Origin of the sequence: Yersinia frederiksenii ATCC 33641, from assembly GCF_000754805.1 — a bacterium.
Classification (GTDB): Bacteria; Pseudomonadota; Gammaproteobacteria; order Enterobacterales; family Enterobacteriaceae; genus Yersinia; species Yersinia frederiksenii.
The window spans coordinates 398856-422486 of sequence record NZ_KN150731.1; the positions used below are offsets into that span (position 1 = coordinate 398856).

Genomic DNA, 23631 nt, shown 5'->3' on the forward strand with positions numbered 1-23631 from the left:
AACTCCTTCACAATCAGGCAACCGCAGGCGCGGCATCAGTAGCAATATTCGGGGTACGTAGCATCGCCAGACTTAGCGCCTGCTCTTCAGTGGCATGACCGTGATCTAACTCGCCGGAAATAGCCCCTTCACGCATCACCACAATCCTGTCCGCCAGCCCAAGAACTTCGGGCAAATCACTGGAGGCAAACAGCACGGCAATGCCCTGTTTCGCCAAGGCATAAATCACGTTATAGATTTCGTGCTTAGCGCCGACGTCAATACCGCGCGTCGGTTCATCGAGCAGGATCACTTTCATATCCTCGGATAACCAGCGGCCTAGAATGGCTTTCTGCTGATTACCGCCGGATAAATTCATAATCAACTGTTGGGGGCCCGGTGTTTTGATATTCAATGATTGAATGCGTAATGCGGCATTCTCCTGTTCCCAGCGATTATTAATGAGGCAGCCGGCCGTCAGCGTCTTGCGCCGGGCACTGATATTGATGTTGTCTTGCACCGAATGCACCGGAATGATGCCATCGGCTTTGCGATCTTCTGGGCACAGCATAATCCCGGCGGTGATCGCATCAATGGGTGAACGAATGGTCAGTGATTTTCCATCGAGCAAGACCTGCCCGCTAGTCAGTTTAGTGCCGCCAAATAACCCTTTCAGTAATTCACTGCGTCCCGCGCCGACTAAACCAAACAGGCCGACAATTTCGCCTTGATGCACCGTCAGACTGATCGGCGATTTCACACCAATGGCTTTCACCTCTTGCAGTGTGAGACGCTCAGGACCGATATCACGTGGCTGATAGCCATAAATATCCCCCAGATTGCGCCCCACCATGGCTTGCACCAGAGAATCATTATTCACCTGCTGCATATCATCAAAGGTGCGCACATAGCGGCCATCTTTAAACACAGTGATGGCATCACTCAGTGCAAAAATCTCTTCCATACGATGAGAGACATACAAAATTACCCGCCCTTCGGCGCGCAATTCACGGATAACCCGGAACAGTTGTTCAATTTCTCTGGCAGAAAGTGAGCTGGTGGGCTCATCAAAGGCAATGATTTTGGCATTGCGGGCCAAAGCTTTGGCAATTTCCACCATCTGCCATTGGCCGATGGAAAGGTATTTCAGCGGGGTGTCGGGATCAATATCCAGCCCTAAATGTGAGAGCTGCAAACTGGACTCATAGCGCAGTAATTTGCGGTCAACCATGCCCATCTTGGTAGGCAATTGGCCTAAATAGATATTTTCTGCCACGGTCATTTCTGGCACCAAATGCAGCTCCTGATAAATGATCGCTACCCCAGCATCGAGCGCCTCGGTGGTATTGGTAAAATTAACCACTTTGCCTTTAATGTGGATTTCACCCTGCGTCGGCTGATAATTGCCACTAAGAATTTTCAGCAGAGTTGATTTTCCTGCGCCATTCTCCCCCATCAGGGCGTGGATTTGGCCGGCCTGGCAGGTAAAACTGATGTCATCCAGCGCTTGAACACCGGGGAAACTTTTGCCGATGCCACAAAAAGCCAGATAAGGTGACTGATCGGCTTCCAGCTCGGCTTGTAACGCAGAATGGAGTGCTGACATGATGGCTTCCTTATAAAGTTTGGGTTGCACTGCGCCACGTGACGGCAAGATAGATAACGGTGTGGTCAGGTGGGGCAAGCCGTAGCCTGCCCCCAGTGCGTGATAGCCTGTATCTCCATAAGATATGGCAGGATTACATCAAGCCTTTTTTCTCTAATTCGACTTTGAAGTTGTCCCGAGTGATCAGCACCACATCCGTGACTTCAGTAAACTTGGCCGGTTCAACATCTTTGGTGACCCAGTCATGCAGCATCTGAATACTCTTGTAGCCATGAATATCCGGGCTTGGTAACAAAGAGCCATAGAAGCCGGTAGCCTGGCCTTTCGACAGTTCGCTTACTGCATCCACGCCATTAATCCCAATTCCAATGACATTCGGTGCCTTGAAGCCTTGGCCTTCAGTGGCTCGCACGCCACCCAATACGGTGTTGTCATTCATCCCGACAATCAGCCAGTTTTTCACTTCAGGGTGTTGCACTAACATGGAGTTAGCCGCATCAAATGCCCCTGGAATATCATTGGATTTTGTCGGTACTTTATAGATTTGTTTTTCTGGGAAGCCCGCGGCTTTCAGCGCGTCCATTGAACCACTGGTACGGCGGCGTGCCGTGTCAAGTTCGTCAGAAGTGATCGCCATAACCGCGGTTTCGCCCGCTTGCCAGCCGCGTTTATTCATTTCTTTCCACAGCTCTTGCCCTTGGCGTTCACCAATTTTGGTTGCCGCCATCATCACCAATGGCACACTTTCCATCGGTTTACCTTTGGCATTGACGAATTGGTCGTCAACCGCAATCACTTTTAGGTTATAACTGCGCGCCTTCGCCTCAATGGCCGGCCCCAGTTTCGGATCCGGGGTACAAATAACAAAACCTTTCGCTCCACTGGCCGCCAGGCTATCAATAGCATTTAGCGTTTTTTCACCATCGGGCACAGCAATTTTTATCACTTCGAAACCTAAATCTTTTCCGGCTTTATCGGCGAACTTCCATTCGGTCTGGAACCAGGGTTCTTCAGGTTGCTTGACCAGAAAGCCGAGTTTCATGCTTTCTGCTATAGCTGAATGTGACATAACTGCCGCTAACCCAACCACTGCCAGCGCCTTAGTTAATTTATGCATAGTGTTCTCCGGACTGTTTTTGTAGGAAGAGATGTTTTTTGTTTATTTAATCGTCAACCACACCAATCAACCGATTTTTTGTGGAAACGTTATCAATACTATTTTTCAGCTTCAGTGTGGTTGTATGCTCTATTAAAAGCCAGTTAACCTCACCATACCCGGTAAGACGGTAACAGTTTTAACGTTAATTTCCCTTTAGAATGTAGAGCGCTATCACATCCAGGGATTACAGTTTATTTATCCATATATTCAGCAAATTTAACCTCTCTCTAACTTTTGACTGACATCACAAAAACGCTGTAGGAAGCAGAAAAGTGCATACTTCCAGCTATTGGCTCCTCACATCTTGGGGTCACTCACTCCTATGGTTATTGCCAATGAACTCTTGTTTTCTGCAATCCTTAGGAGCCCCCCATGGCAGGCGACGTTATATCGGCAGGCGGTCCTTTATCGGAAAACCGCCTTTTATCCCCCCAGGGTGCTATCGCGCTTGGGTTGGATTTTGGCAGCGACTCCGTCCGGGTATTGGCGGTGGATTGCCAACATGGCACCGAAATCGATACCGAAGTGGTTTATTACCCTCGCTGGCAGCAAGGTCTTTATAGTCAGGCAGCACAAAATCAGTTTCGCCATCATCCCCTCGACTATATAGAAGCCATGGAGCAGGCCATTCAGCAGGTGGTTAATCGCCTGTCGCCACAGCAGCGTCAGCAGATTGTCGGCATTGGCGTCGACACCACCGGCTCGACTCCTGCTCCCATTGATGAACAAGGGCAGGTATTGGCGCTGCGTCCGGATTTTGCCGACAACCCCAATGCCATGTTCGTGTTATGGAAAGACCACACCGCTATTGAAGAAGCTGAAGAAATCAACCGCTTATGCCGCAGTGGCGAGTTTGCTGACTATTCGCGCTATATCGGCGGTGTTTACTCTTCTGAATGGTTCTGGGCCAAAATTCTGCATGTGACCCGTGCGGATAAGGCAGTTCGTGATGCGGCAGTATCATGGATTGAACTGTGCGACTGGATCCCGGCGTTACTCTCTGGCACCACGGCCCCGTCAGATATTCAACGAGGCCGTTGCAGTGCCGGGCATAAAAGCTTGTGGCATCCATCCTGGGGTGGCTTGCCGCCACGTGAATTCCTGGCAGCACTGGATAGCAGTCTGGTTAACCATCTCGATTACCCCATGTTTACCGAGACCCACACCGCAGAACGTCCAGTGGGGCTGCTTACCGCTGAATGGGCTGAACGTTTGGGATTACCGGCCACCGTAGTTATTTCTGGCGGTGCATTCGATTGTCATATGGGTGCGGTCGGTGCAGGCGCTCAGCCTTATACCTTGGTCAAAGTTATTGGCACTTCTACTTGCGATATCTTGATTGCAGATGAGAAATTGGTGGGTGACCGGGCAATAGCGGGCATCTGTGGACAGGTGGAGGGCAGCGTTGTGCCGGGCTGGATTGGAATGGAAGCGGGTCAATCGGCATTTGGTGATATGTATGCCTGGTTTAGCCGATTATTAAGCTGGCCATTGCATCAGGCCGCATTAGCGCAACCTGAATTACAACCCCAGCTCAAACAGATTGAATCCACCCTGCTCGCTTCTCTCACCGCCGAGTGGGCGAAGAATCCATCCCTTGATCACCTGCCCGTGGTCTTAGATTGGTTCAATGGTCGCCGCACCCCGAATGCCAATCAGCGTCTAAAAGGCGTGATTGCCGACCTCAATCTGGGGACTGATGCCCCGACGTTATTTGGCGGATTTATCGCCGCTACCGCATTTGGTGCTCGCGCCATTATGGAATGTTTTGAACAGCAGGATATTCCGGTGGAGAACGTGCTGGCATTAGGCGGTATTGCACGCAAATCACCGGTTATCATGCAAGTTTGTGCTGATGTAATGAATCGACCCTTACAGATAGTCGCATCAGATCAATGCTGTGCTCTGGGGGCCGCCATTTTTGCTGCTGTGGCTGCGGGTATCTTTGAGGATGTTCCAGCGGCACAGCGGCAGATGGCGTGTAAGATTGAACGCACCCTAACGCCAAATGCGGCACAAGTCGCACGCTATCAACAGCTTTATCAACGCTATCAACAGTGGTGCATATCGGCTGAGCCACACTATGCGCCGGTCACTGAAGCTAAGCACTAATTGATAAAAAAAACCTATTTTTCCCCAAAGAAATTGGAGTGCCAGATGGACGTATTCAAGCAATCAGAAGTGTGGTTTGTGATCGGCAGTCAGAACCTGTATGGCCCTAAAACCCTGCAACAAGTTATGGATAATGCCCATCATGTCGTCAACAGCCTAAACAGTGAAGCGGGTTTACCGGTCAAATTGGTGCTAAAACCTTTGGTCACCACACCGGATGAAATCACCGCTCTGTGCCGTGAAGCAAATTACGACACCGCCTGTATCGGGATCATGACTTGGCTGCATACCTTCTCCCCAGCCAAAATGTGGATTGGCGGGTTGAGTATTCTGAATAAACCTTTACTGCAATTCCATACCCAGTTTAATGCCCAGATCCCGTGGGAAACCATGGATATGGACTTTATGAACTTGAACCAAACGGCTCACGGTGGCCGTGAGTTTGGTTTTATCGGCGCTCGTATGCGCCAGCAGCATAGCGTTATCACCGGCCACTGGCAGGATAAAGCTGCCCACCAGCGTATTGGTCAGTGGATGCGAGTCGCTGCCGCTAAACAGGAAAGCCAACAGCTGAAAGTTGCCCGGTTTGGCGACAATATGCGCGAAGTGGCCGTCACTGATGGTGATAAAGTGGCGGCACAAATTCAGTTCGGATACTCGGTAAATGCCTACGGCATCGGGGATTTGGTCAGCGTGGTGGACGCCGTCAGTCAAGGCGATATTGATACCCTGGTGGAAGAGTATGAAGCCACCTATCGCTTGACTGATGCCGTGAAATTGAACGGCAATAAACGTGAAAATCTGCTGGATGCGGCGCGCATTGAGCTAGGCATGAAGCGTTTCCTGGAACAAGGCGGCTTTAAAGCCTTTACCACCAACTTTGAAAACTTATATGGCCTGAAGCAGTTACCGGGGCTGGCGGTTCAGCGCCTGATGCAACAAGGCTATGGTTTTGGCGGCGAAGGCGACTGGAAAACAGCGGCGCTACTGCGCATTCTGAAAGTGATGGGAACCGGCCTAAAAGGCGGGACTTCCTTTATGGAGGATTACACCTATAACTTCCAGCCGGGCAATGATTTGGTGGTCGGCTCACATATGTTGGAAGTGTGCCCATCGATCGCCAAAGAAGAAAAACCCCTGTTAGATGTGCAACATTTAGGTATTGGTGGCAAAGCTGACCCAGCGCGCTTGATCTTCTCAACTCCAGCAGGCCCGGCCCTGAACGCCAGCCTGATTGATATGGGTAACCGCTTCCGCTTACTGGTCAATGTGGTCGATACTGTTGAACAGCCGCACCCACTGCCAAAACTGCCGGTCGCTCGTGCTATTTGGCAAGCCCAGCCGTCACTGGCTACTGCAGCTGAAGCCTGGATTATTGCCGGCGGTGCGCACCACACCGTGTTCTCACAAGCTATTGGTGTCGATGAATTGCGCCTGTACGCCGAAATGCACGGCATTGAATTCCTGCTTATCGATAATGACACCACGTTACCGGCGTTTAAAAATGAAATCCGTTGGAACGAAGTCTATTACCATCTGAATCACTGAGTTAAGAGCCATAACAACTTAGCATTTTGATTTATCTGCGCAGTAAACTCAGGGGGCTTCACCGCCCCCTTATCATTGCTAGTTTCCAACTCTATGCCATTAACGCGATGGCCAGCGCCACTCCGGCATCGTTTCTTGTTGTACGGTGGTTTCACTCAGTTGTTTATCCAACAAGATATGGCGACAAGTTTCCTCCTGCTGTAGCGCCCCCACCAACCCGGCGGCATGAGAAACCACAATCACCTGAGTATGTTGTGACGCCTGAGCAATCAGTCGGGCCAAGGGTTGCAGCAAATCAACATGCAGGCTGATTTCTGGTTCATTAAGAATCATCATCTCTGGTGGGCGTGGCGAAAGTAATGCGGCCACCAGCAACAAATAGCGCAAAGTGCCATCCGACAACTCAGCCACTTTAAGCGGCCTCAGTAAGCCCTGTTGTGACAGTAGAATTTCAAAATTGGGCAGGATTTGCAGAGTGGTTCCAGGAAAGGCATCGGCAATGGTGTAGCTCAATGCGTCCGAATCCCCTATTTCGATGATAGTTTGCAATGCCGCCGCCAAATCAGCACCATCACTGGCGAGTACTGGCGTATAAGTGCCAATTTGTGGCTGGCGCGCCGGTGCAGAGCGATCGGTTCGCAGATTGTCATAAAAACGCCACGCCCGCATGCGCTCGCGCATGACCAGAATCTCCGGGGCATCACGAGGGTCGGTACTGTGTGTCATCATGCTGTCATTAGCCGCCAGCCCGTGATGAGCTTCCTGCCAGCTACCGTGCGCATCACGAATGCGCACACTGGGGCCACGGCGTTCAGCAAAAACATTGCTGTGGTGCAGTGTGTCGCCGCACCACAAGCTTTCAATTTTAATTTCTGGATCTTTGGCGAAATAGGATTCACGTGGAGGCGGCAGCCCTAAATCAATGGCATAGCCGTAATCTTCGCCCGAAAAACCCAGCTTCAAACTCACTGGGTGATGACGCACCACACCTTGAACTGGCTGTTCTCCTAGTTTCATTGCCCTGGAGAATGATTCTGGCCCTGCCCATAGCGTTGACTGTAATCCGCCTTCTGCAGCAAGTGATTGAATAACCTGCCCCTGACCAATGTCAGACAGTAATCTCAACGCTCGATAGAGGCTGGATTTACCGCTACCATTAGCACCGGTGATCACATTCAATTGCCCCAATTCAAGCACCACATCGCGTAAAGAGCGATAACCAGAGATAGCCAGCCGAGTAATCATAGTCCTCTCTTTTAATGTCACTGATCCCGTACGCCTCGAAACACTGAATGTATATACAGTATCTTTTTATTCCACTATTTGTCTACATCACAATCACAGAAACCGGTTACAGAAACCGGTTGCATAAATAGCGAGTTCACGAATACACTGGTGACAGATGCTCGAACAACCTCCCTTTTCATTCATTACATAAGAGAGATTTTATGTCTGCTTTCCCGAAGGATTTCTTATGGGGTGCTGCCAGCGCCGCTTATCAAGTTGAAGGTGCCTATGACGCTGATGGTAAAGGCCCGTCAATCTGGGATACCTTTTCTCATCTGCCAGGAACCACTTATCAGGGCACCAATGGTGATGTCGCCGTCGACCACTATCATCGTTTCCGTGAAGATGTGGCGCTAATGGCGGAAATGGGCATGAAAAGCTATCGTTTTTCTATTTCATGGCCTCGATTGCTGCCCAACGGCCGTGGCGAGGTCAATGCCGCTGGGGTCAAATTCTACAGTGAACTGATTGATGCCCTGCTAGAACACCATATCGAGCCGATGATCACCCTGTATCACTGGGATTTACCGCAAGCGTTGCAGGATGAAGGCGGTTGGGAAGCGCGCAGCACTGCCGATGCTTTCGCAGAATATGCCCGTTTGTGCTATCAACACTATGGTGATCGGGTCAAACTTTGGTCTACGTTTAATGAAACCGTCTGTTTTATTGGCTTTGGCTATATTGTCGGCGCTCACCCACCGGGTGTTCAGGATCCAAGCCGTGCTATTCAAGCTTGCCATCACGTTTTTGTCGCGCATACCAAAGCAGTTGCCGCATTCCGCGCCAGTGGTATTGATGGGAAAATAGGTTTTGTGAATGTGCTGCAGACCCACACACCATTGAGTGATTCACCTGAAGATATGGCTGCATTCCATTTAGCGGAAGGGATCTTTACCCACTGGCTGTATGATCCGGTATTGAAGGGGGAATATCCGGCTGAGTTATTGGCGCAAACCCAAGCCATCTGGGGCGTGCCGCAATTTGCACCGGGTGATGATGCATTGCTGCGTGATAATATCTGCGACTTTATTGGGCTGAATTATTATAAGCGCGAGACTGTTGCTGCTAATCATCAGGAAACGCACTTCACGCTCAACACCTCAGGCAAAAAAGGCTCTGGTCATCAGCAAGGTAGTGAGTTTGGCTTTAAGGGATTATTTAAGTTTGTGCGTAATCCTCACGGAGTTTATACCGACTGGGATTGGGAGATTTACCCTCAAGGCCTCACTGAAGGCATCATGAATATCAAAGCCCGTTATGGCGATATTCCTATCTATATCACCGAGAATGGTTTAGGTGCCAAAGACCCGATTATTGACGGTGAAGTGGTTGATGACGATCGTATTGATTACCTGCGTCAGCATATTATCGCTATCGAAGATGCCATCAAGCAAGGCGCTGATGTCCGTGGCTACTATCCATGGTCATTTATTGACTTGCTGAGTTGGTTGAATGGCTTCCAAAAGCAATATGGCTTTGTTTATGTTGACCACCAGAAACAGCTAGCGCGCCAGCGTAAGAAAAGCTTTTTCTGGTATCAGGAGGTCATTAAATCCAATGGTGACAAACTATAATTAGCTGATAAGCATAAATTTATTAAAATGGCCGGGTGGAAATTCACACCCGGTTTTATTGCAATAAATTAAGCGAAAGTTTAGCCGCGCCTGATGTTACTCAGTCTGTAATCGCCACAAATGTGCATAAACCCCCGCCTGCGCCAACAACTGTTGATGGCTTCCTTGCTCTAACACTTGCCCCTCTTTTAATACTAAAATGCGATGACACAAGCGCAATGTATTCAAACGATGTGCAATACAAATGACGGTGCGATTACGGATAATCTCTGGCAACTGACGCATGATGGCCGCCTCAGATTCATAATCCAGTGCGCTGGTGGCTTCATCAAGAATTAATATTTTGGGATCTGCCATCAATGCCCTGGCCAACGCCACCCGCTGCCGCTGTCCACCGGAGAGCATGCCACCCCGCTCACCCACCGGTGTCTGGTAGCCCTGCTGCAATGACACAATAAAATCATGAGCACCTGCCAACCGCGCAATACGTTCAACTTGAGCATCATCCGCATCAGGCCGGCACTGACAGATATTGTCCCTTATCGTGCCGGAAAACAGCACACTTTCCTGCAATACCACACTCATTTGGCAGCGTAAACTGGTGGCATCAGTAATGGCTAAATCCTGCCCATCCACCAGAATCTGCCCGTGCTGCGGGGTGTATAACCGCTGGAGTAACTTGGTCAAGGTTGACTTGCCGCAACCGGATGGCCCAGTAATGCCAATAAACTCGCCCCCGACAACCTCTAAATTGAGATTTTGGATAACTTCCGCAGTATCAGGCCGGTAGCGAAAACGCACCTGCTTAAAGGCCAGATTCCCCACCATGGTGTGGTTTGCCACCAGCCCAACACTGCCCGGTTCCGTTGGGTAATCCAGAATGCTGCCGATGCGTTGCAAGGAGACTTGTGTATGCTGGAAGTCTTGCCATATCTGGGCCAGACGTAAGATAGGTTGCGTGACGTAGCCGGAAAACAGTGTAAAAGCAATAAATTGCCCTGGACTGAGCTCCCCGGCCAGTACCAGCATTACACCACTCCACAGCAAAATCGCCGAAGTCACTTTATTGATCAGCATGATGCCTTGTTCAGCAACATTCGCCGCCCAAGAAGAGGCAAATGACGCTCGCACATAACCGGCCAACGAATTTCGCCAACTGCGGTTAAACAAACGCTCGGTGGCGGAGGTTTTGATGGTTTCCAAACCGCTGATCGCTTCGGTTAGAAAAGCAGTGTTATGAGCACTGGCTTCATATTGACGTTCCACCCGCCGACGCAGAACGCCGCTCACTGCCCACCAAAACAACAGATAACAAACTAGCGAGAATATCACTATCCAGGTCAGCCGTTGGCTGTAGCAAAACATCACCGCAATAAAGGTGCTGACGAAAACTAAATCCAATAGCATGGTCAGGGCTGAACCGGTTAAGAAACTGCGGATTTGCTCCATTTCCCGTACTTTAGCGATGGTTTTCCCGGTTTGTTGTGCGGCAAAGTAGCCCAGTGGCAAGCCTAATAAATGGCGATACAGGCCGGTATTGAGTTCTGCTCCCACCCGGCTGGAGAGATGTGAAAACAGCCAGCCACGCAAAAAGGTATAGCATGGTTCGGCAATCGCCAAGGCAATCATGGCGGTGCCCAGCACCATTAAACTCCCCACCCCACGGCTCACCAGCACTTTGTCGATCACCGTTTCAAATAACATCGGCGTCACCAACAAAATGCCCTGTAACAGTAGCGAAACCAAAATAATGTTACGCAACTGATGGCGATACTTCGTAATCACTGGAATAAACCAGCTAAAACCGAAAGCGGCTTTTTTGGCCGCTGACGGTTCGGCTTTCGCGAGTAAGATAGCCTCACCGCACCACAAACCGGCGAGTTCCTGCTGGCTTATCTGTTGCTGCTGCCCAGTGGCTGAGAAATGAATAAGCGCCCCTTGCTCATTGAGTGCCAGTAACACGTACCACTCAGTCCCATTACGGAACAGAATAGGCAGCGTCGAATGGCTCAAACGCTCAAATGATTGGCTAACCACTCTGGCGCGCAAACCAATCCAATTAGCGCAGCGGCACAGAGCAATGTTGTCTATTTGTTGGGGGGGTAAACCAAGCTTATGCGCTAACACCGGGACTTCAACGGCGAGATCAAAACATGCCGCCGCCCGAACCAGTGCTTCCAATGGTTGAATAACCGGCGTTGAAGTTGAATGCAGCATATCAACGCTCCCTCATGGCTTCTGATTGATACTGTTGCAATGGGCTGAGCAAGTAATCAATCACCCGACGACGGCCAGTTTTAATTTCTACACTGACCGCCATGCCAGCAGATAGACGTACCGGACGCCCCTCGACGCTCAGCGTATCGCTATCGAGCCGAACCCGTGCGGGGAACACCAAACCTTGCTGTTGATCTTCCATCGCATCACGCGAGATATGTTTAACTTCACCGGAAAGTGTGCCGAATCGGGTATAGGGGAAACTGTCAACTTTGACTTCAACCGCCTGTCCAGGCAGAACAAATCCGACATCTTTATTCAGAATCATCACATCCAGTTCCAGCGGATAATCTTCCGGCACCAGCACCATCAGCGGCTGAGCGGTGGTAACCACTCCGCCCAGCGTATGGACCGCTAATTGCTGAATAACCCCACTTTCCGGCGCACGTAAAGTTTGCTGCCGCTGCCGTTCTACCGACTTAATCAGCTCCTGCTGTAATTGATTAATTACTTCGTGGGTTTTATTTAATTGTTCCTGATAACTTCGTTTCTTTTCCGCTAAGTAGTGCAATCGCGTTTGCGTAAGATGGCCCGCTTTCGCTTGTAAGATAGCCAGTTCATTCTGCATACGGCTGGCTTCCGCTTGAGCATTGAGCCACTCCCGCTCTTGTATCAATAACTCCACGGCAGCAATTGATTTAGACTTGGCGAGTGTCTGCAATGCCTGTAGCCGCTGATAAATGTTTTTCATCAAGGTTTTCTGGTTGGCAATGTTGGTAACGGCTGAGTGCATATGTGCTTGATTAACAGCCAGTTCACTCTCTTGGCGCGCCAGTTCTGCATGATGCTCATCATGCTTTTTTATCAACAGTGACTTCGCCGTCATCACCAGATTCTCAGCGCTATCTTCTGGGTAGGTAAAATTCGCCAGTGGATCATCGGTCAGTAACGCGGTGATTTGCGCAGCTTCGAGCAAACGATGTATTAACTGTTGATTGATATTGTCGACTTCGGCGTCAATCCCAATAGGATTTAACTCTATTAGCACCTGACCGGCGCTAACATGGTCCCCATCACGAACATGAATGGCCGCCACGACTCCGGGCTCAAAGGGTTGGATGACTTTCGAGTGTTCGGAGACAATCACTTTGCCATTGGCTGAGGCGTGGATATCTAATTTACCGATTATTGACCAAGCCAATACCGACAGTAATGTCAGTGCCAGAAACCAGGCGGTACGCCGCGCCAATGGCGATACTGGACGCTCAACGATATCCAGATAAGCGGGCAGAAAATCATATTCATCGCGCGTTTTACCTTGATCGACGTGGCGCTGCCAGCGCTGTTTGAGCGCATTTATCCCAGACAATTTAGCCAGATATTGCATCAACTTCATTTTGATCCCTCATGGCAAAAGTCTGCTTGTTGTTGCCACAACTGGGCATAAATTCCGTTGAGTGCCAATAATTCACCATGACTAGCAAGTTCAGCCACTCGGCCCTGAGTGATAACGGCAATACGGTGGCAATGTCGCACGGTCGAAAGACGGTGGGCGATGGTAATCACCGTGCGATTGGCAATAATGCGGGACATATTTTTCTGGACTTCAGCTTGTGACTCATCGTCCAGTGCACTGGTTGCCTCATCAAAAATTAAGACTCGCGGATTCGCCAGCAGTGTTCGCGCAATCGCAATCCGTTGACGCTGCCCACCAGACAGCGATGCCCCTCCCTCTGCTAGCACGGTGTCATAACCCAGCGGCAGGGCAAGAATAAAGGCATGAGCGCCCGCTAACGAGGCCGCATCAACCACTTCACTAAGTGGCGCCGTGGGCCGGGAATAAGCAATGTTTTCACGGACAGTCCGGTTAAACAGGTAATTTTCCTGCATCACCACCCCGACTTGCCGCCGCAAATATTCAGGAGAGAAACGGTTGATTGGCTGACCATCAATACTGATTTCCCCCTGTTCGGCGATATACAGGCGCTGTAGTAACCGAGCGACGGTACTTTTCCCCGAGCCGGATGGCCCCACTAACCCGATATGCTCTCCGGCCGGTAGTGACAGTGAAAAATGGTGTAGCACCGGCTCAAGATCGGGACGATAGCGGAAAGTGACATTTTTCAGCGAAATATGGCCTTGAATCGGGCTATCAGAGGGTACGGACCCTGCTGCTTGTTCGGCGGGTAAACTCAAAATATCGGAGATCAGGGTCAGCCCAACCTGAGCCCGTACGCTCTGTTGCCATAAATCCACCAACTTACTCATCGGCATTAATGCCTGGACAGCCAACATGTTAAAAGCAATTAACTGCCCAATGCTGAGCTGCACCGACATCACTTGATAAGCCCCAACGACAATAACCAGTGCTCCAGCCAACTTTTGCAGCAACTGAGCGCTCTGGCTGCTGAAGTTTTGCAAATTCTGCACGTTAAAATTAGCGTGGGCATAATCACGCGTTTGTCTTTCCCAGCGTTGCTGCATTTGCGGTTCTAATGCCAGGCTTTTTACCGTCTCCACCCCAGATAATGTTTCGGTTAAAAATGCGCCATTTTGGGCGGCACAAGAGCACAATACGCCAACTTTCTTTTGCAATGGCCGCGTGCTGAATGCGGCTAATAACAAATAGAGAGGCAATGTGGCGAGAACAATCAGTGTCAGCTGCGGCGAAATACACCACATAACAATAAACAATACGAGGGTAAAGACAACATCGACAGATAATGTTAGGGCTGAACCGGTGATGAATTCTCGAATATTATCCAGCTCCCGCACTCGAGCAACAATATTCCCCACATGACGTTGCTTAAAGTAACTTAAAGGTAATTTAATTAAATGATTAAATAGCTTTCCGCCTAATAAAATATCCACCCGCGTCGTGGTATGCGTAAAAATATATTCACGCAGAAATTTCAGAACCACCTCATAGATACCAGTCACTAATAATACAATAATTAGCACATCAAGGGTTGTCAGTGCATTATGAACTAAGACCTTGTCCATAATAACTTGAAAGAAAAGTGGCGAGATAAGTGCTAGAAACTGTAATAGCAGTGACAACACCAATACCTGAGTCAGTGATTTACGGTGATGGAGTAAAGCAGGGATAAACCAGCGGATATCAAAGCGTGAATGGCTACAATAGAGAACAACACCGCCCCACAAAGCACTAAGCTCATGATAGCTTATGATTTTTGGCTGTTTACTGTCAGCGTATTGCAACAGTGCTTGATTATCATTCATCCGAGCCAATAAGATAAATCGGCCCTGTATATCGCGAAACGCGAGTGGCAACTGCTCTGCCTTAACACGATTTAATGACTGTTTCTTAACATTAAGACGTGTTGGGATGGTGCGTGATAATTGTGATAAATAGCGTTGCAATAAGCTGATCGTTGCCATTGCCGAGGCTTCAATATTGGCATTTTGTCTAAATATTTTCACAGGTTCCGCGCTGAATCCCGCCAAGCTGAGTAATCGCGCCGCGCATACCAAAGAGGAGTGAACGTGGTTTTCCATAAATTACATTTTCCATTATTTCATCGTAGAAACAGATAGGTTTCCATGCACTAAAAATATAACTATGGAATTGTATGACTTCTTTGATAAACCAACCTCATAAAGTAAGAAGTTTTAATATTCAATATCTCAAAGATTCTTTAATGTTATTTAAAAAATACAATAGATATAAAAACGAGCAAAAATAAAACCGCCAAGATAGAAATCGAGCATTCTGCATTAATCTTTGAATGTGAAAAACACGACATGTTCAACGGCTGACGACTTCACATTTATTGATTTGTATCGCCAAATCCCCAGAACTTTGTGTGATAATTTCGCGGTGATTTATAGCCCCGTGATTGGCTACCGTCGTTTTGTCACTGATAACAGGAATTTCCCCAGCATGACATCAACTCTACCGTCTATTGCCGCTAACCTCTGCCCGATAACCCATGCGAGTCATAACCTCAGCTTGCAACCTATCCAGTATATTGCACAGCAATTAGGTCTCACGGCTGAGGATTTAATTCCATATGGGCATCATATGGCGAAAGTCGATATCAGTGCCTTACGCCCCGGAGAAACGCGCGGCAAACTGATTCTGGTTTCCAGCATTACGCCCACTCCAATGGGAGAGGGAAAAACGGTCACAACCATTGGATTAAGTCAGGGGATCAACCGGTTAGGTCATCGTGGGGTGGCGTGTATCCGTCAACCTAGTCTTGGCCCGGTCTTTGGTGTGAAAGGCGGTGCTGCAGGCGGAGGGGCCGCACAAGTGCTGCCGATGGAGAAATTAAACCTGCATCTAACAGGGGATATTCATGCCATCAGTGCCGCGCATAATCTGGCGGCGGCGGCGCTGGATGCCCGTTTGTATCATGAGCAACGTTTGGGGCAAGCCTTTAGTCAACAAACTGGTATGCCGCTGTTGAATATCGATGTTCAGCAGATCCTGTGGCCACGCGTGGTTGACCATAATGATCGTGCATTACGGCACATTAAAGTGGGTGTTGGTGGCGGAACCCAGGGTGTTGAACGTACCGACCACGTAGAGATAACCGCAGCATCAGAATTAATGGCTATTCTGGCGTTATCGGAAAACTTGCAAGATATGCGGCAGCGTATTGGCCGGATCATTTTGGCAAAAAACACCGACGGTAAACCCATTACCGCCGATGACCTGGGCGTTGCTGGGGCAATGACCGCATTAATGAAAGAGACTATTCATCCAACATTAATGCAGACCAGCGAACATACACCGGTATTGATCCATGCAGGGCCATTTGCCAATATCGCGCACGGAAACTCTTCCGTGTTGGCTGACCGTTTGGGGCTACAGTTGGCGGATTATGTGGTTACCGAGGCCGGTTTTGGCTCCGACATGGGAATGGAAAAGTTCTTTAATATCAAATATCGCCAATCCGGTATTGCCCCTGCTTGTGTGGTCTTGGTCGCGACAATTCGCAGCCTGAAAGCCAACAGTGGCGCTTTTGACATCAAACCGGGCCAGCCACTGCCCGCAGAGATTCTCAGCACCAATATTCCTTTGCTCAGTCAAGGTTGCGCCAATCTGAAATGGCATATTAACCATGCTAAAAGCTATGGTCTGCCGGTGGTGGTCGCCCTCAATCGCTTCCCCGACGACAGCGTGGAGGAACTGGCCTTTGTCAACGATTATGCCCTGTCTGCTGGAGCGGTTGCCTGCGAAATCAGTGAAGCATTTGCCAACGGTGGCGCTGGGACCACGGCACTGGCGCAGCAGGTTATCAATGCTTGCGCCGATGCTCAGCAACCAATATTGCCTTACCCCGATCATGCCTCACTGGAGCAAAAAATAGCCGTCATGGCCCAAGGTTATGGTGCTCATGATGTTGAATTTACACCACAAGCCCGCCAGCAACTTGCGGCAATTACCGCCGCCGGTTTTGCTCATTTGCCACTGTGTATGGCCAAAACGCCCTTGTCTATCAGCGCCGATCCACGTTTGAAGAATGTCCCTCAAGACTTTGTCTTGCCGATCACCGCCTGTGCGGTGTCAGCCGGTGCCGGTTTTGTGCGGATTTATGCTGGAGATATTATGACCATGCCCGGTCTTGGCACCCAGCCAGCGTATTATCATATTGATATAGATGACGAAGGACACATTTGCGGGTTAAGCTAACCCGCATGCAATTTCAGGTAAAAAGGTTCACTATGTCTCAACAGCAAGAATATCAACGTATTGGTGGCTGGTTATTGGCCCCGCTGGCCTATTTAATAGTGACATTGCTCAGTGCCAGTCTGATGCTGGCGCTGTATGCCATGGCAATTTTCACACCAGAATCCAGAGAGTATTTAGTCACTAATTCACAGGCGTTTACCCTGCAATGGTACTTTTCAGTTGTAACCACAATTGTAATGTGGATTTATACGATATGGGTTATCTGGCTATTGTGTAGCCGCTCACAACGTTTCCCCCAATTGTTTATTTTATGGTTATTGTTAACCGTATTATTGGCGTTAAAGGCATTTGCGTTTTCCCCCATCAGCGATGCTATCGCCTTACGTACCTTGGGTTGGCCTCTGCTGGCGGCGGCTGTTTTTGTTCCCTATATCAAGCGTTCTCAGCGGGTGAAAGCCACATTTACCGAAAAATAACAGGAAAAAGGGAATTAACGCCTCTTTTTCCTGGCGCTAAGAAATTTTGATTGGCTGATAGGCTGTCACTTTTCGCCCCAGTAAATACGATAAAAATCAATTCGTTAAATTGGCTTTGGCAACTCACAGCCCCAGTCCTTGCAAGCTGACGGGGATAAATCGTAATAACCTTGCACTTCATCTGTTGTCGTCAGGCCGCCAATTTTGGATAATAGGCGGCTTTTATTTTTTTAGGCTCCGCAATGACTGAATACCTGCTCCTGTTTGTCGGTACTGTTTTGGTAAACAACTTCGTCCTGGTCAAATTTCTTGGCCTGTGCCCTTTCATGGGTGTCTCCAAAAAATTGGAGACCGCCATTGGTATGGGGCTGGCAACCACTTTTGTCCTGACACTGGCCTCGGTGTGTGCCTGGATGGTCAACAGCTTTATTTTGCTGCCGCTCGGCTTGGTTTATTTACGGACGTTGGCATTTATTTTAGTTATCGCGGTGGTCGTGCAATTTACTGAATTGGTGGTCCGCAAAACCAGCCCGGCGCTTTATCGCCTGCTGGGGATATTTTTGCCATTGATCACCACTAACTGTGCAGTGTTAGGTGTGGCGCTACTTAATATCAATCAATCTCACAATTTTATGCAATCGGCCGTCTATGGCTTCAGTGCCGCCGCCGGTTTCTCTTTGGTCATGGTGCTATTTGCCGCGATCCGCGAGCGCCTTGCTGTTGCTGACGTTCCGGCGCCGTTCCGCGGCTCATCCATTGCCCTGATTACTGCTGGGCTGATGTCATTGGCCTTTATGGGCTTTACCGGGTTGGTGAAGTTCTAATGATGTCGTTATGGATTGCCATAGGCGCACTCAGTACGTTAGCGCTGATTTCAGGTGCAGTGCTGGGGTTTGCTGCCCGCCGTTTTCAGGTTGAACAAGACCCCATCGTTGAGCAAGTCGATGCTATCTTGCCGCAAAGCCAGTGTGGCCAGTGCGGCTACCCCGGCTGTCGCCCCTATGCCGAGGCAGTCTCCGGGGGTAGTGAAAAAATAAATAAGTGCGCCCCAGGTGGCGAGCAAGTGATGCTTAAGCTGGCGGAGTTGCTGGCTGTTGAACCACAACCGTTAGATGGCGATGAAACCGCCGCTCATCCTCAGCGCAAAGTGGCGTTTATTGATGAAGCAAACTGTATCGGTTGCACTAAATGTATTCAAGCATGCCCGGTCGACGCCATCGTGGGTGCCACCCGCGCGATGCACACCGTGTTGCCCGATCTCTGCACTGGCTGTGACCTTTGTGTCGCCCCTTGCCCGACCGACTGTATTGAAATGATCCCGGTTGCTACCACCACCGCTAATTGGAAGTGGGATTTGAGCACCATCCCGGTCAAGAATCTTCCCACACAGTTAGCTGCCTCACAGATGATTCCGGTGAAAATGATAGATGTGGAGCAACATGTTTAAGCTGTTTACTGCCCGTCAGCACGACACCCTATGGGATTTCGACGGCGGGATACATCCACCAGAAATGAAGTTGCAATCAAGCCGGGTACCGATGCGTATCGCGTCCCTGCCTGCACAGATGATTATTCCATTGCAGCAACATCTTGGGCCGGAAGGTGAACTCTGTGTTAAGGCTGGCGACCAAGTACTCAAGGGCCAACCACTGACTATTGGCCATGGCCGTACCGTACCGGTGCATGCACCAACATCCGGTACCATTACCGCCATTGCTCCCCACACCACTGCACACCCCTCAGGGTTGGCAGAGTTGTGCGTGCATATTACCCCTGATGGTGAAGACCGCTGGCGCGAACAACAACCTTGGGCCGACTATCAGCAGCACGACAAACTCGCGCTGTTGAACAGGATCCATCAGGCGGGCATTGCCGGTTTAGGTGGCGCGGGTTTCCCTACAGCCAGCAAATTGCATGGCGGTTTAAGCAGCGTAACCACACTCATTATCAACGCAGCAGAGTGCGAGCCTTATATCACTGCCGATGACCGGTTGATGCAAGACCATGCAGAAGAACTGGTTAGCGGGATTCGTATTTTAATCTATCTGCTGCAACCTCAGCAGGTATTAATCGGCATTGAAGATAATAAACCTGAAGCTATCGCAGCCCTGAATCAGGCGCTACGCGGCCATGATGATATACAGTTGCGTGTGGTTCCTACCAAATACCCGTCCGGGGGGGCCAAGCAACTGACCAAAATTCTGACCGGTAAAGAAGTGCCCTTTGGCAAACACTCATCATCCATTGGGGTGTTGATGCAAAATGTCGGGACGGTGGTGGCTATCAAGCGGGCGGTGATCGACGACGAGCCATTAATCGAACGTGTGGTAACTTTAACTGGCGCGGCGTTATCAAAGCCAGGTAACTTCTGGGCCAGAATCGGCACGCCGGTCATACACTTGTTAACATTGGCCGGTTTTCAACCACCACACCAGCCGATGGTCATTATGGGTGGCCCGCTGATGGGCTTTACCCTGCCAAGTTTGGATGTGCCCATTGTTAAAATCAGTAACTGCATTTTAGCCCCAACAGAGGCTGAAATGGGGTTATCCGAGCCAGAGCAAGCTTGTATTCGTTGTGGCTTATGTGTCGATGCTTGTCCAGCCAGTTTATTACCTCAACAACTCTATTGGTTTAGCCGGGGTGAAGAACATGAGAAGGCCCGCAATCATAATTTATTTGATTGTATTGAATGTGGTGCCTGCGCTTATGTTTGCCCAAGTAATATTCCGTTAGTGCAGTACTACCGTCAGGAAAAAGCGGAAATTCGCGCCCTTGATGAAGAGAGCGCCCGAGCTGCGGAAGCTAAAGCACGTTTTGAGGCTAAACAAGCTCGGCTCCAACGAGAGAAACTGGCGCGTGAATTACGTCATAAGCAAGCTGCAGTCAAACTAACAGAGGCCGACCAACAGACAGTTGAAGCAGCGGTTAGCCGTTTGACCCGTGAGTCAGAGAATAAACATTCCGCCATCCATGTCACTGTGGGAGAAACACCGGACAACAGCGCCGTTATTGCTGCCCGAGAGGCGCGGAAAGCACAGGCCAGAGCACGCCAGGCAGAAAAACAGGCCACCGCCGCAACGGAAGAGACAACAGACGCGATTGACCCACGCCAGGCAGCAGTTGCCGCCGCCATTGCCAGAGTCAAAGCCAAGAAAGTGGCGCAAGCACAGGCTCAGACCGACGCGGTGAAAAGTGAAAGTGCTGCACTAGAGGAGGATCCGCGCAAAGCTGCCGTTGCTGCCGCCATCGCCAGAGTCAAAGCCAAAAAAGCGGCGCAAGTACAGGCTCAGCCCGACGCGGTGAAAAGTGAAAGTGCTGCGCCAGAGGAGGATCCGCGCAAAGCTGCCGTTGCTGCCGCCATCGCCAGAGTCAAAGCCAAAAAAGCGGCGCAAGCACAGGCTCAGCCCGACGCGGTGAAAAGTGAAAGTGCTGCACTAGAGGAAGACCCGCGCAAAGCTGCCGTTGCCGCCGCCATCGCCAGAGTCAAAGCCAAGAAAGCGGCGCAAGCCGCCAATCCAGATTAAGGTTTTAATTTACAGCCATTAAATAGTGATAGAGACAGGAAATATCGCGCATTTTAGATTCGGCATTGCAACTGCTATCAACCTCGATAACTTCCATTTCTAAGCCGCCACCGAATTCATCACGCAGCTTAGGTAATACTTCGTTAAACAGATAGATAGAGAATTTCACGCACTCTTTAGCGCTACCCTGATGAGTTATCGACAAAAACTCACCCGCCGGTATCGAGATGTGGTCTATCTCACGATGGCCCTGAATTTCGTGCTTTTTCTCTTTATCAATCGCAGTCGAATAATACACACTGTTCTGCCCTCGCTGACACTCTTTGGCTGAGAACAAAGAATAAACTCGCTGGCATGAGAAGTTCACTTCCTTAAAGAAATCGAGCAAAATTTCATCTTTCATTGCCATACATGATGAATGCTGGCCACTACAATGGTTATGCTCATCGAAATCTAACCGCCGGGTAAAACCAACCAACTCTCGCTCAGGTAAAACTATCCGCTTGATTTCAGGCGTATAATGCTCATAGAAGCCAAAGCGTGGGATCATGTTCTGGACATCCCACTGCACCATCTGACGGAAACTATTGGGTGTCACACCAAAACGCTTTTTAAAGGTACGGGTGAAGGTCTGCTGCGAGTCAAAACCTAACTCATCAGAAATTTCAATGATTGGTCGCCGAGAAATGCGCAAAGCAACTGCCGCCCGAGTCAACACGCGGCCACGTATATAGGAGGCTAATTGTAACCCGACAATACTTTTAAATTTACGTTGTAGATGCCATTTTGAATATCCTGAAATCCTCGCCACGTCATCCAAAGTGGGTCTCTTTTCTAAATTGATTTCAATCCATTCAATTAATTCTTCTATAAATAATATGTCTTCATTAATCATTTTATTGTTCTTTAAATATATAATTACCTTGCATACTACATTAATCTATCATTATGCCAACGCTTTTCTCAAATCTAATTTGATTTGTCAATAAATCGTTAATTTACAATCAATTGACAAAATATAGCGCAATGGAAAATACAATTAAAACAATGATTTCCGGCCCTCTTTCTGACACTTAAATCTAATAAGACTCTTTGATAATTCAGCGCTGTCGACTATTTGTTTGTTACTATTCTTATATGAATTGCAAGTTAATTCTTTGATTGGTTACACTTATTAAACCCCGCTATTTCCGAAACATCACTCGATAGGATGAGCAATAACCCTATAATTAAGGCGTATTACACTTTGTCTGAATAGGGTAGAATACGGCACCAATATTATTCCCCTGACGGCTGAGTGTATTGACGCCCGCAAGTACTAACTTGCCCGCGCGACGCCTGCGTTTGAGAATCCTGTTAAGTATTCGACATATGGTTGCAATTTCATGAAATTCAGGCCTGTAACACCGACCCATAACCAAGGGTTGCAAATAGCCAGCGCCCCTTTTACCCATAATCAACGTAGCACTCGCAGTATCATGCTATTGGTGATTTTAGCCTGTATTCCGGGCATTATTGCCCAGACCTATTTCTTTGGTTATGGCAGTCTGATCCAGGTCGCTCTGGCTATGGTTACCGCTTTGCTGGCGGAAGGCGCGGTTTTGCACTTACGTCAACAACCGGTATTGATACGGTTGCAAGACAATTCGGCCCTGCTCACAGGCTTACTGTTAGGGATAAGCCTGCCACCGCTGGCACCCTGGTGGATGGTTGTCTTGGGTACCTTGTTCGCCATTATCATCGCCAAACAACTCTATGGAGGCTTGGGGCAAAATCCCTTTAACCCTGCCATGGTCGGCTATGTCGTCCTGCTGATTTCATTCCCGGTACAAATGACCAGTTGGCTACCGCCGCTACCATTACAAGGTACGCCGGTCGGATTTTATGACAGCCTGTTAACCATTTTTACCGGGTTTACCCACAGTGGTGCCGATATCCATCAATTGCAAATTGGCGTCGATGGCGTCAGTCAAGCCACCCCACTCGACCACTTTAAAACGGCACTGCGTTCACAACCTGCCGAGCAAATTCTCCACCAGCCGCTCTTTGCTGGGATTTTGGCGGGCATCGGTTGGCAATGGGTTAACCTCGGTTTTTTGGCGGGCGGTATAGTGCTTCTGTGGTGCAAAGCCATTCACTGGCATATTCCGGTCAGTTTTCTGCTGGCCTTGGCCGGTTGCGCCGCGATCAGCTGGATAATTGCGCCACACAGCTTTGCTCCACCACTGCTACATCTGTTTTCTGGCGCAACAATGTTAGGAGCGTTCTTCATTGCCACTGACCCAGTCAGCGCCTCTACCACACCGCGTGGTCGCCTGATTTTCGGTGCATTGATTGGGATTTTAGTGTGGTTAATTCGCGTTTATGGTGGCTATCCCGACGGCGTTGCCTTTGCCGTGTTGCTGGCTAATATTACTGTTCCGCTCATTGATCACTATACCCAGCCACGGGTCTATGGTCATCATCGCGGGCACAAATAAGGAG

At 49.4% G+C, this 23631-nt stretch carries 16 protein-coding genes; 9 read left to right on the plus strand and 7 right to left on the minus strand.

Translation table 11 applies throughout. The features are described from left to right. Window positions 1–13: 13 nt before the first annotated feature. The gene (gene araG, locus DJ58_RS19525) at window positions 14–1585 is read right to left on the minus strand and encodes an L-arabinose ABC transporter ATP-binding protein AraG (protein WP_032911734.1); all 1572 of its coding nucleotides are present in this window, start codon (window positions 1583–1585) and stop codon (window positions 14–16) included. A gap of 133 nt (window positions 1586–1718) precedes the next feature. Beyond that, window positions 1719–2702 (minus strand): arabinose ABC transporter substrate-binding protein, encoded by a 984-nt coding sequence (locus tag DJ58_RS19520; RefSeq protein ID WP_004711752.1) that lies wholly within the window; start codon window positions 2700–2702, stop codon window positions 1719–1721. Between the two features lie 414 nt (window positions 2703–3116). Here DJ58_RS19520 and DJ58_RS19515 point away from each other — a divergent pair, with 414 nt between their 5' ends. Beyond that, a complete protein-coding gene (locus DJ58_RS19515) occupies window positions 3117–4856 on the plus strand; it encodes a ribulokinase (protein ID WP_004711755.1) in 1740 nt (579 codons plus the stop codon). Between the two features lie 45 nt (window positions 4857–4901). Continuing rightward, complete coding sequence (gene araA, locus DJ58_RS19510) at window positions 4902–6404, plus strand: L-arabinose isomerase (RefSeq protein ID WP_004711756.1); 1503 nt, start codon at window positions 4902–4904, stop codon at window positions 6402–6404. A 99-nt stretch (window positions 6405–6503) separates the two neighbouring features. On the opposite strand, the gene DJ58_RS19505 is transcribed toward araA, so the two are convergent. After that, a complete protein-coding gene (locus tag DJ58_RS19505) occupies window positions 6504–7649 on the minus strand; it encodes an AAA family ATPase (RefSeq protein ID WP_004711759.1) in 1146 nt (381 codons plus the stop codon). A 203-nt stretch (window positions 7650–7852) separates the two neighbouring features. Between DJ58_RS19505 and DJ58_RS19500 the strand changes: the two genes are divergently transcribed. Next, entirely contained in the window at window positions 7853–9265 is a 1413-nt protein-coding gene (locus DJ58_RS19500; RefSeq protein ID WP_004711761.1) for a glycoside hydrolase family 1 protein, read from the plus strand. A gap of 96 nt (window positions 9266–9361) precedes the next feature. On the opposite strand, the gene DJ58_RS19495 is transcribed toward DJ58_RS19500, so the two are convergent. The 3 genes from DJ58_RS19495 to DJ58_RS19485 are packed head-to-tail and all read right to left on the minus strand — an operon-like array spanning window position 9362 to window position 15001. Beyond that, window positions 9362–11482, minus strand: a complete 2121-nt coding sequence (locus DJ58_RS19495; protein WP_004711763.1) for a type I secretion system permease/ATPase — start codon at window positions 11480–11482, stop codon at window positions 9362–9364. 1 nt (window position 11483) lies between these two features. After that, entirely contained in the window at window positions 11484–12878 is a 1395-nt protein-coding gene (locus DJ58_RS19490; protein WP_032911735.1) for an HlyD family type I secretion periplasmic adaptor subunit, read from the minus strand. Continuing rightward, window positions 12875–15001 (minus strand): peptidase domain-containing ABC transporter, encoded by a 2127-nt coding sequence (locus DJ58_RS19485; protein WP_032911736.1) that lies wholly within the window; start codon window positions 14999–15001, stop codon window positions 12875–12877. The genes DJ58_RS19490 and DJ58_RS19485 overlap by 4 nt, the downstream gene beginning before the upstream one ends. A gap of 385 nt (window positions 15002–15386) precedes the next feature. Here DJ58_RS19485 and DJ58_RS19480 point away from each other — a divergent pair, with 385 nt between their 5' ends. The 5 genes from DJ58_RS19480 to rsxC all read left to right on the plus strand — a co-directional run bounded on the left by DJ58_RS19480 (window position 15387) and on the right by rsxC (window position 21147). Continuing rightward, window positions 15387–17144 carry a formate--tetrahydrofolate ligase gene (locus DJ58_RS19480; protein WP_032911737.1) on the plus strand — a complete coding sequence of 586 codons (1758 nt, stop codon included), beginning with the start codon at window positions 15387–15389 and terminating at the stop codon, window positions 17142–17144. A gap of 32 nt (window positions 17145–17176) precedes the next feature. Next, window positions 17177–17620 (plus strand): DUF2569 domain-containing protein, encoded by a 444-nt coding sequence (locus DJ58_RS19475; RefSeq protein WP_004711772.1) that lies wholly within the window; start codon window positions 17177–17179, stop codon window positions 17618–17620. 242 nt (window positions 17621–17862) lie between these two features. Next, entirely contained in the window at window positions 17863–18444 is a 582-nt protein-coding gene (gene rsxA / locus DJ58_RS19470) for an electron transport complex subunit RsxA (protein ID WP_005169884.1), read from the plus strand. Further along, window positions 18444–19067, plus strand: coding sequence for an electron transport complex subunit RsxB (gene rsxB / locus DJ58_RS19465; RefSeq protein WP_004711774.1), 624 nt, complete (start codon window positions 18444–18446; stop codon window positions 19065–19067). The genes rsxA and rsxB overlap by 1 nt, the downstream gene beginning before the upstream one ends. After that, on the plus strand, window positions 19060–21147 hold the full coding sequence (gene rsxC, locus DJ58_RS19460) for an electron transport complex subunit RsxC (protein ID WP_032913180.1): 2088 nt from the start codon (window positions 19060–19062) through the stop codon (window positions 21145–21147). The genes rsxB and rsxC overlap by 8 nt, the downstream gene beginning before the upstream one ends. Window positions 21148–21151: 4 nt before the next feature. Here the strand turns inward: rsxC and DJ58_RS19455 are convergent, their stop codons facing one another. Next, window positions 21152–22042 carry a helix-turn-helix domain-containing protein gene (locus DJ58_RS19455; RefSeq protein WP_004712102.1) on the minus strand — a complete coding sequence of 297 codons (891 nt, stop codon included), beginning with the start codon at window positions 22040–22042 and terminating at the stop codon, window positions 21152–21154. A gap of 490 nt (window positions 22043–22532) precedes the next feature. On the opposite strand from DJ58_RS19455, the gene rsxD reads away from it, so the two are divergent. Continuing rightward, window positions 22533–23627: an electron transport complex subunit RsxD gene (rsxD, locus tag DJ58_RS19450; protein WP_004712103.1), complete on the plus strand. Its 1095-nt coding sequence runs from the start codon at window positions 22533–22535 to the stop codon at window positions 23625–23627. Window positions 23628–23631: the final 4 nt, after the last annotated feature.

Bases quoted from the DNA above. Each gene is read 5' to 3' on its own strand.
- araG (WP_032911734.1), bottom strand. From the start codon at position 1,585: ATGTCAGCACTCCATTCTGCGTTACAAGCCGAGCTGGAAGCCGATCAG.
- DJ58_RS19520 (WP_004711752.1), bottom strand. From the start codon at position 2,702: ATGCATAAATTAACTAAGGCGCTGGCAGTGGTTGGGTTAGCGGCAGTT.
- DJ58_RS19515 (WP_004711755.1), top strand. From the start codon at position 3,117: ATGGCAGGCGACGTTATATCGGCAGGCGGTCCTTTATCGGAAAACCGC.
- araA (WP_004711756.1), top strand. From the start codon at position 4,902: ATGGACGTATTCAAGCAATCAGAAGTGTGGTTTGTGATCGGCAGTCAG.
- DJ58_RS19505 (WP_004711759.1), bottom strand. From the start codon at position 7,649: ATGATTACTCGGCTGGCTATCTCTGGTTATCGCTCTTTACGCGATGTG.
- DJ58_RS19500 (WP_004711761.1), top strand. From the start codon at position 7,853: ATGTCTGCTTTCCCGAAGGATTTCTTATGGGGTGCTGCCAGCGCCGCT.
- DJ58_RS19495 (WP_004711763.1), bottom strand. From the start codon at position 11,482: ATGCTGCATTCAACTTCAACGCCGGTTATTCAACCATTGGAAGCACTG.
- DJ58_RS19490 (WP_032911735.1), bottom strand. From the start codon at position 12,878: ATGAAGTTGATGCAATATCTGGCTAAATTGTCTGGGATAAATGCGCTC.
- DJ58_RS19485 (WP_032911736.1), bottom strand. From the start codon at position 15,001: ATGGAAAACCACGTTCACTCCTCTTTGGTATGCGCGGCGCGATTACTC.
- DJ58_RS19480 (WP_032911737.1), top strand. From the start codon at position 15,387: ATGACATCAACTCTACCGTCTATTGCCGCTAACCTCTGCCCGATAACC.
- DJ58_RS19475 (WP_004711772.1), top strand. From the start codon at position 17,177: ATGTCTCAACAGCAAGAATATCAACGTATTGGTGGCTGGTTATTGGCC.
- rsxA (WP_005169884.1), top strand. From the start codon at position 17,863: ATGACTGAATACCTGCTCCTGTTTGTCGGTACTGTTTTGGTAAACAAC.
- rsxB (WP_004711774.1), top strand. From the start codon at position 18,444: ATGATGTCGTTATGGATTGCCATAGGCGCACTCAGTACGTTAGCGCTG.
- rsxC (WP_032913180.1), top strand. From the start codon at position 19,060: ATGTTTAAGCTGTTTACTGCCCGTCAGCACGACACCCTATGGGATTTC.
- DJ58_RS19455 (WP_004712102.1), bottom strand. From the start codon at position 22,042: ATGATTAATGAAGACATATTATTTATAGAAGAATTAATTGAATGGATT.
- rsxD (WP_004712103.1), top strand. From the start codon at position 22,533: ATGAAATTCAGGCCTGTAACACCGACCCATAACCAAGGGTTGCAAATA.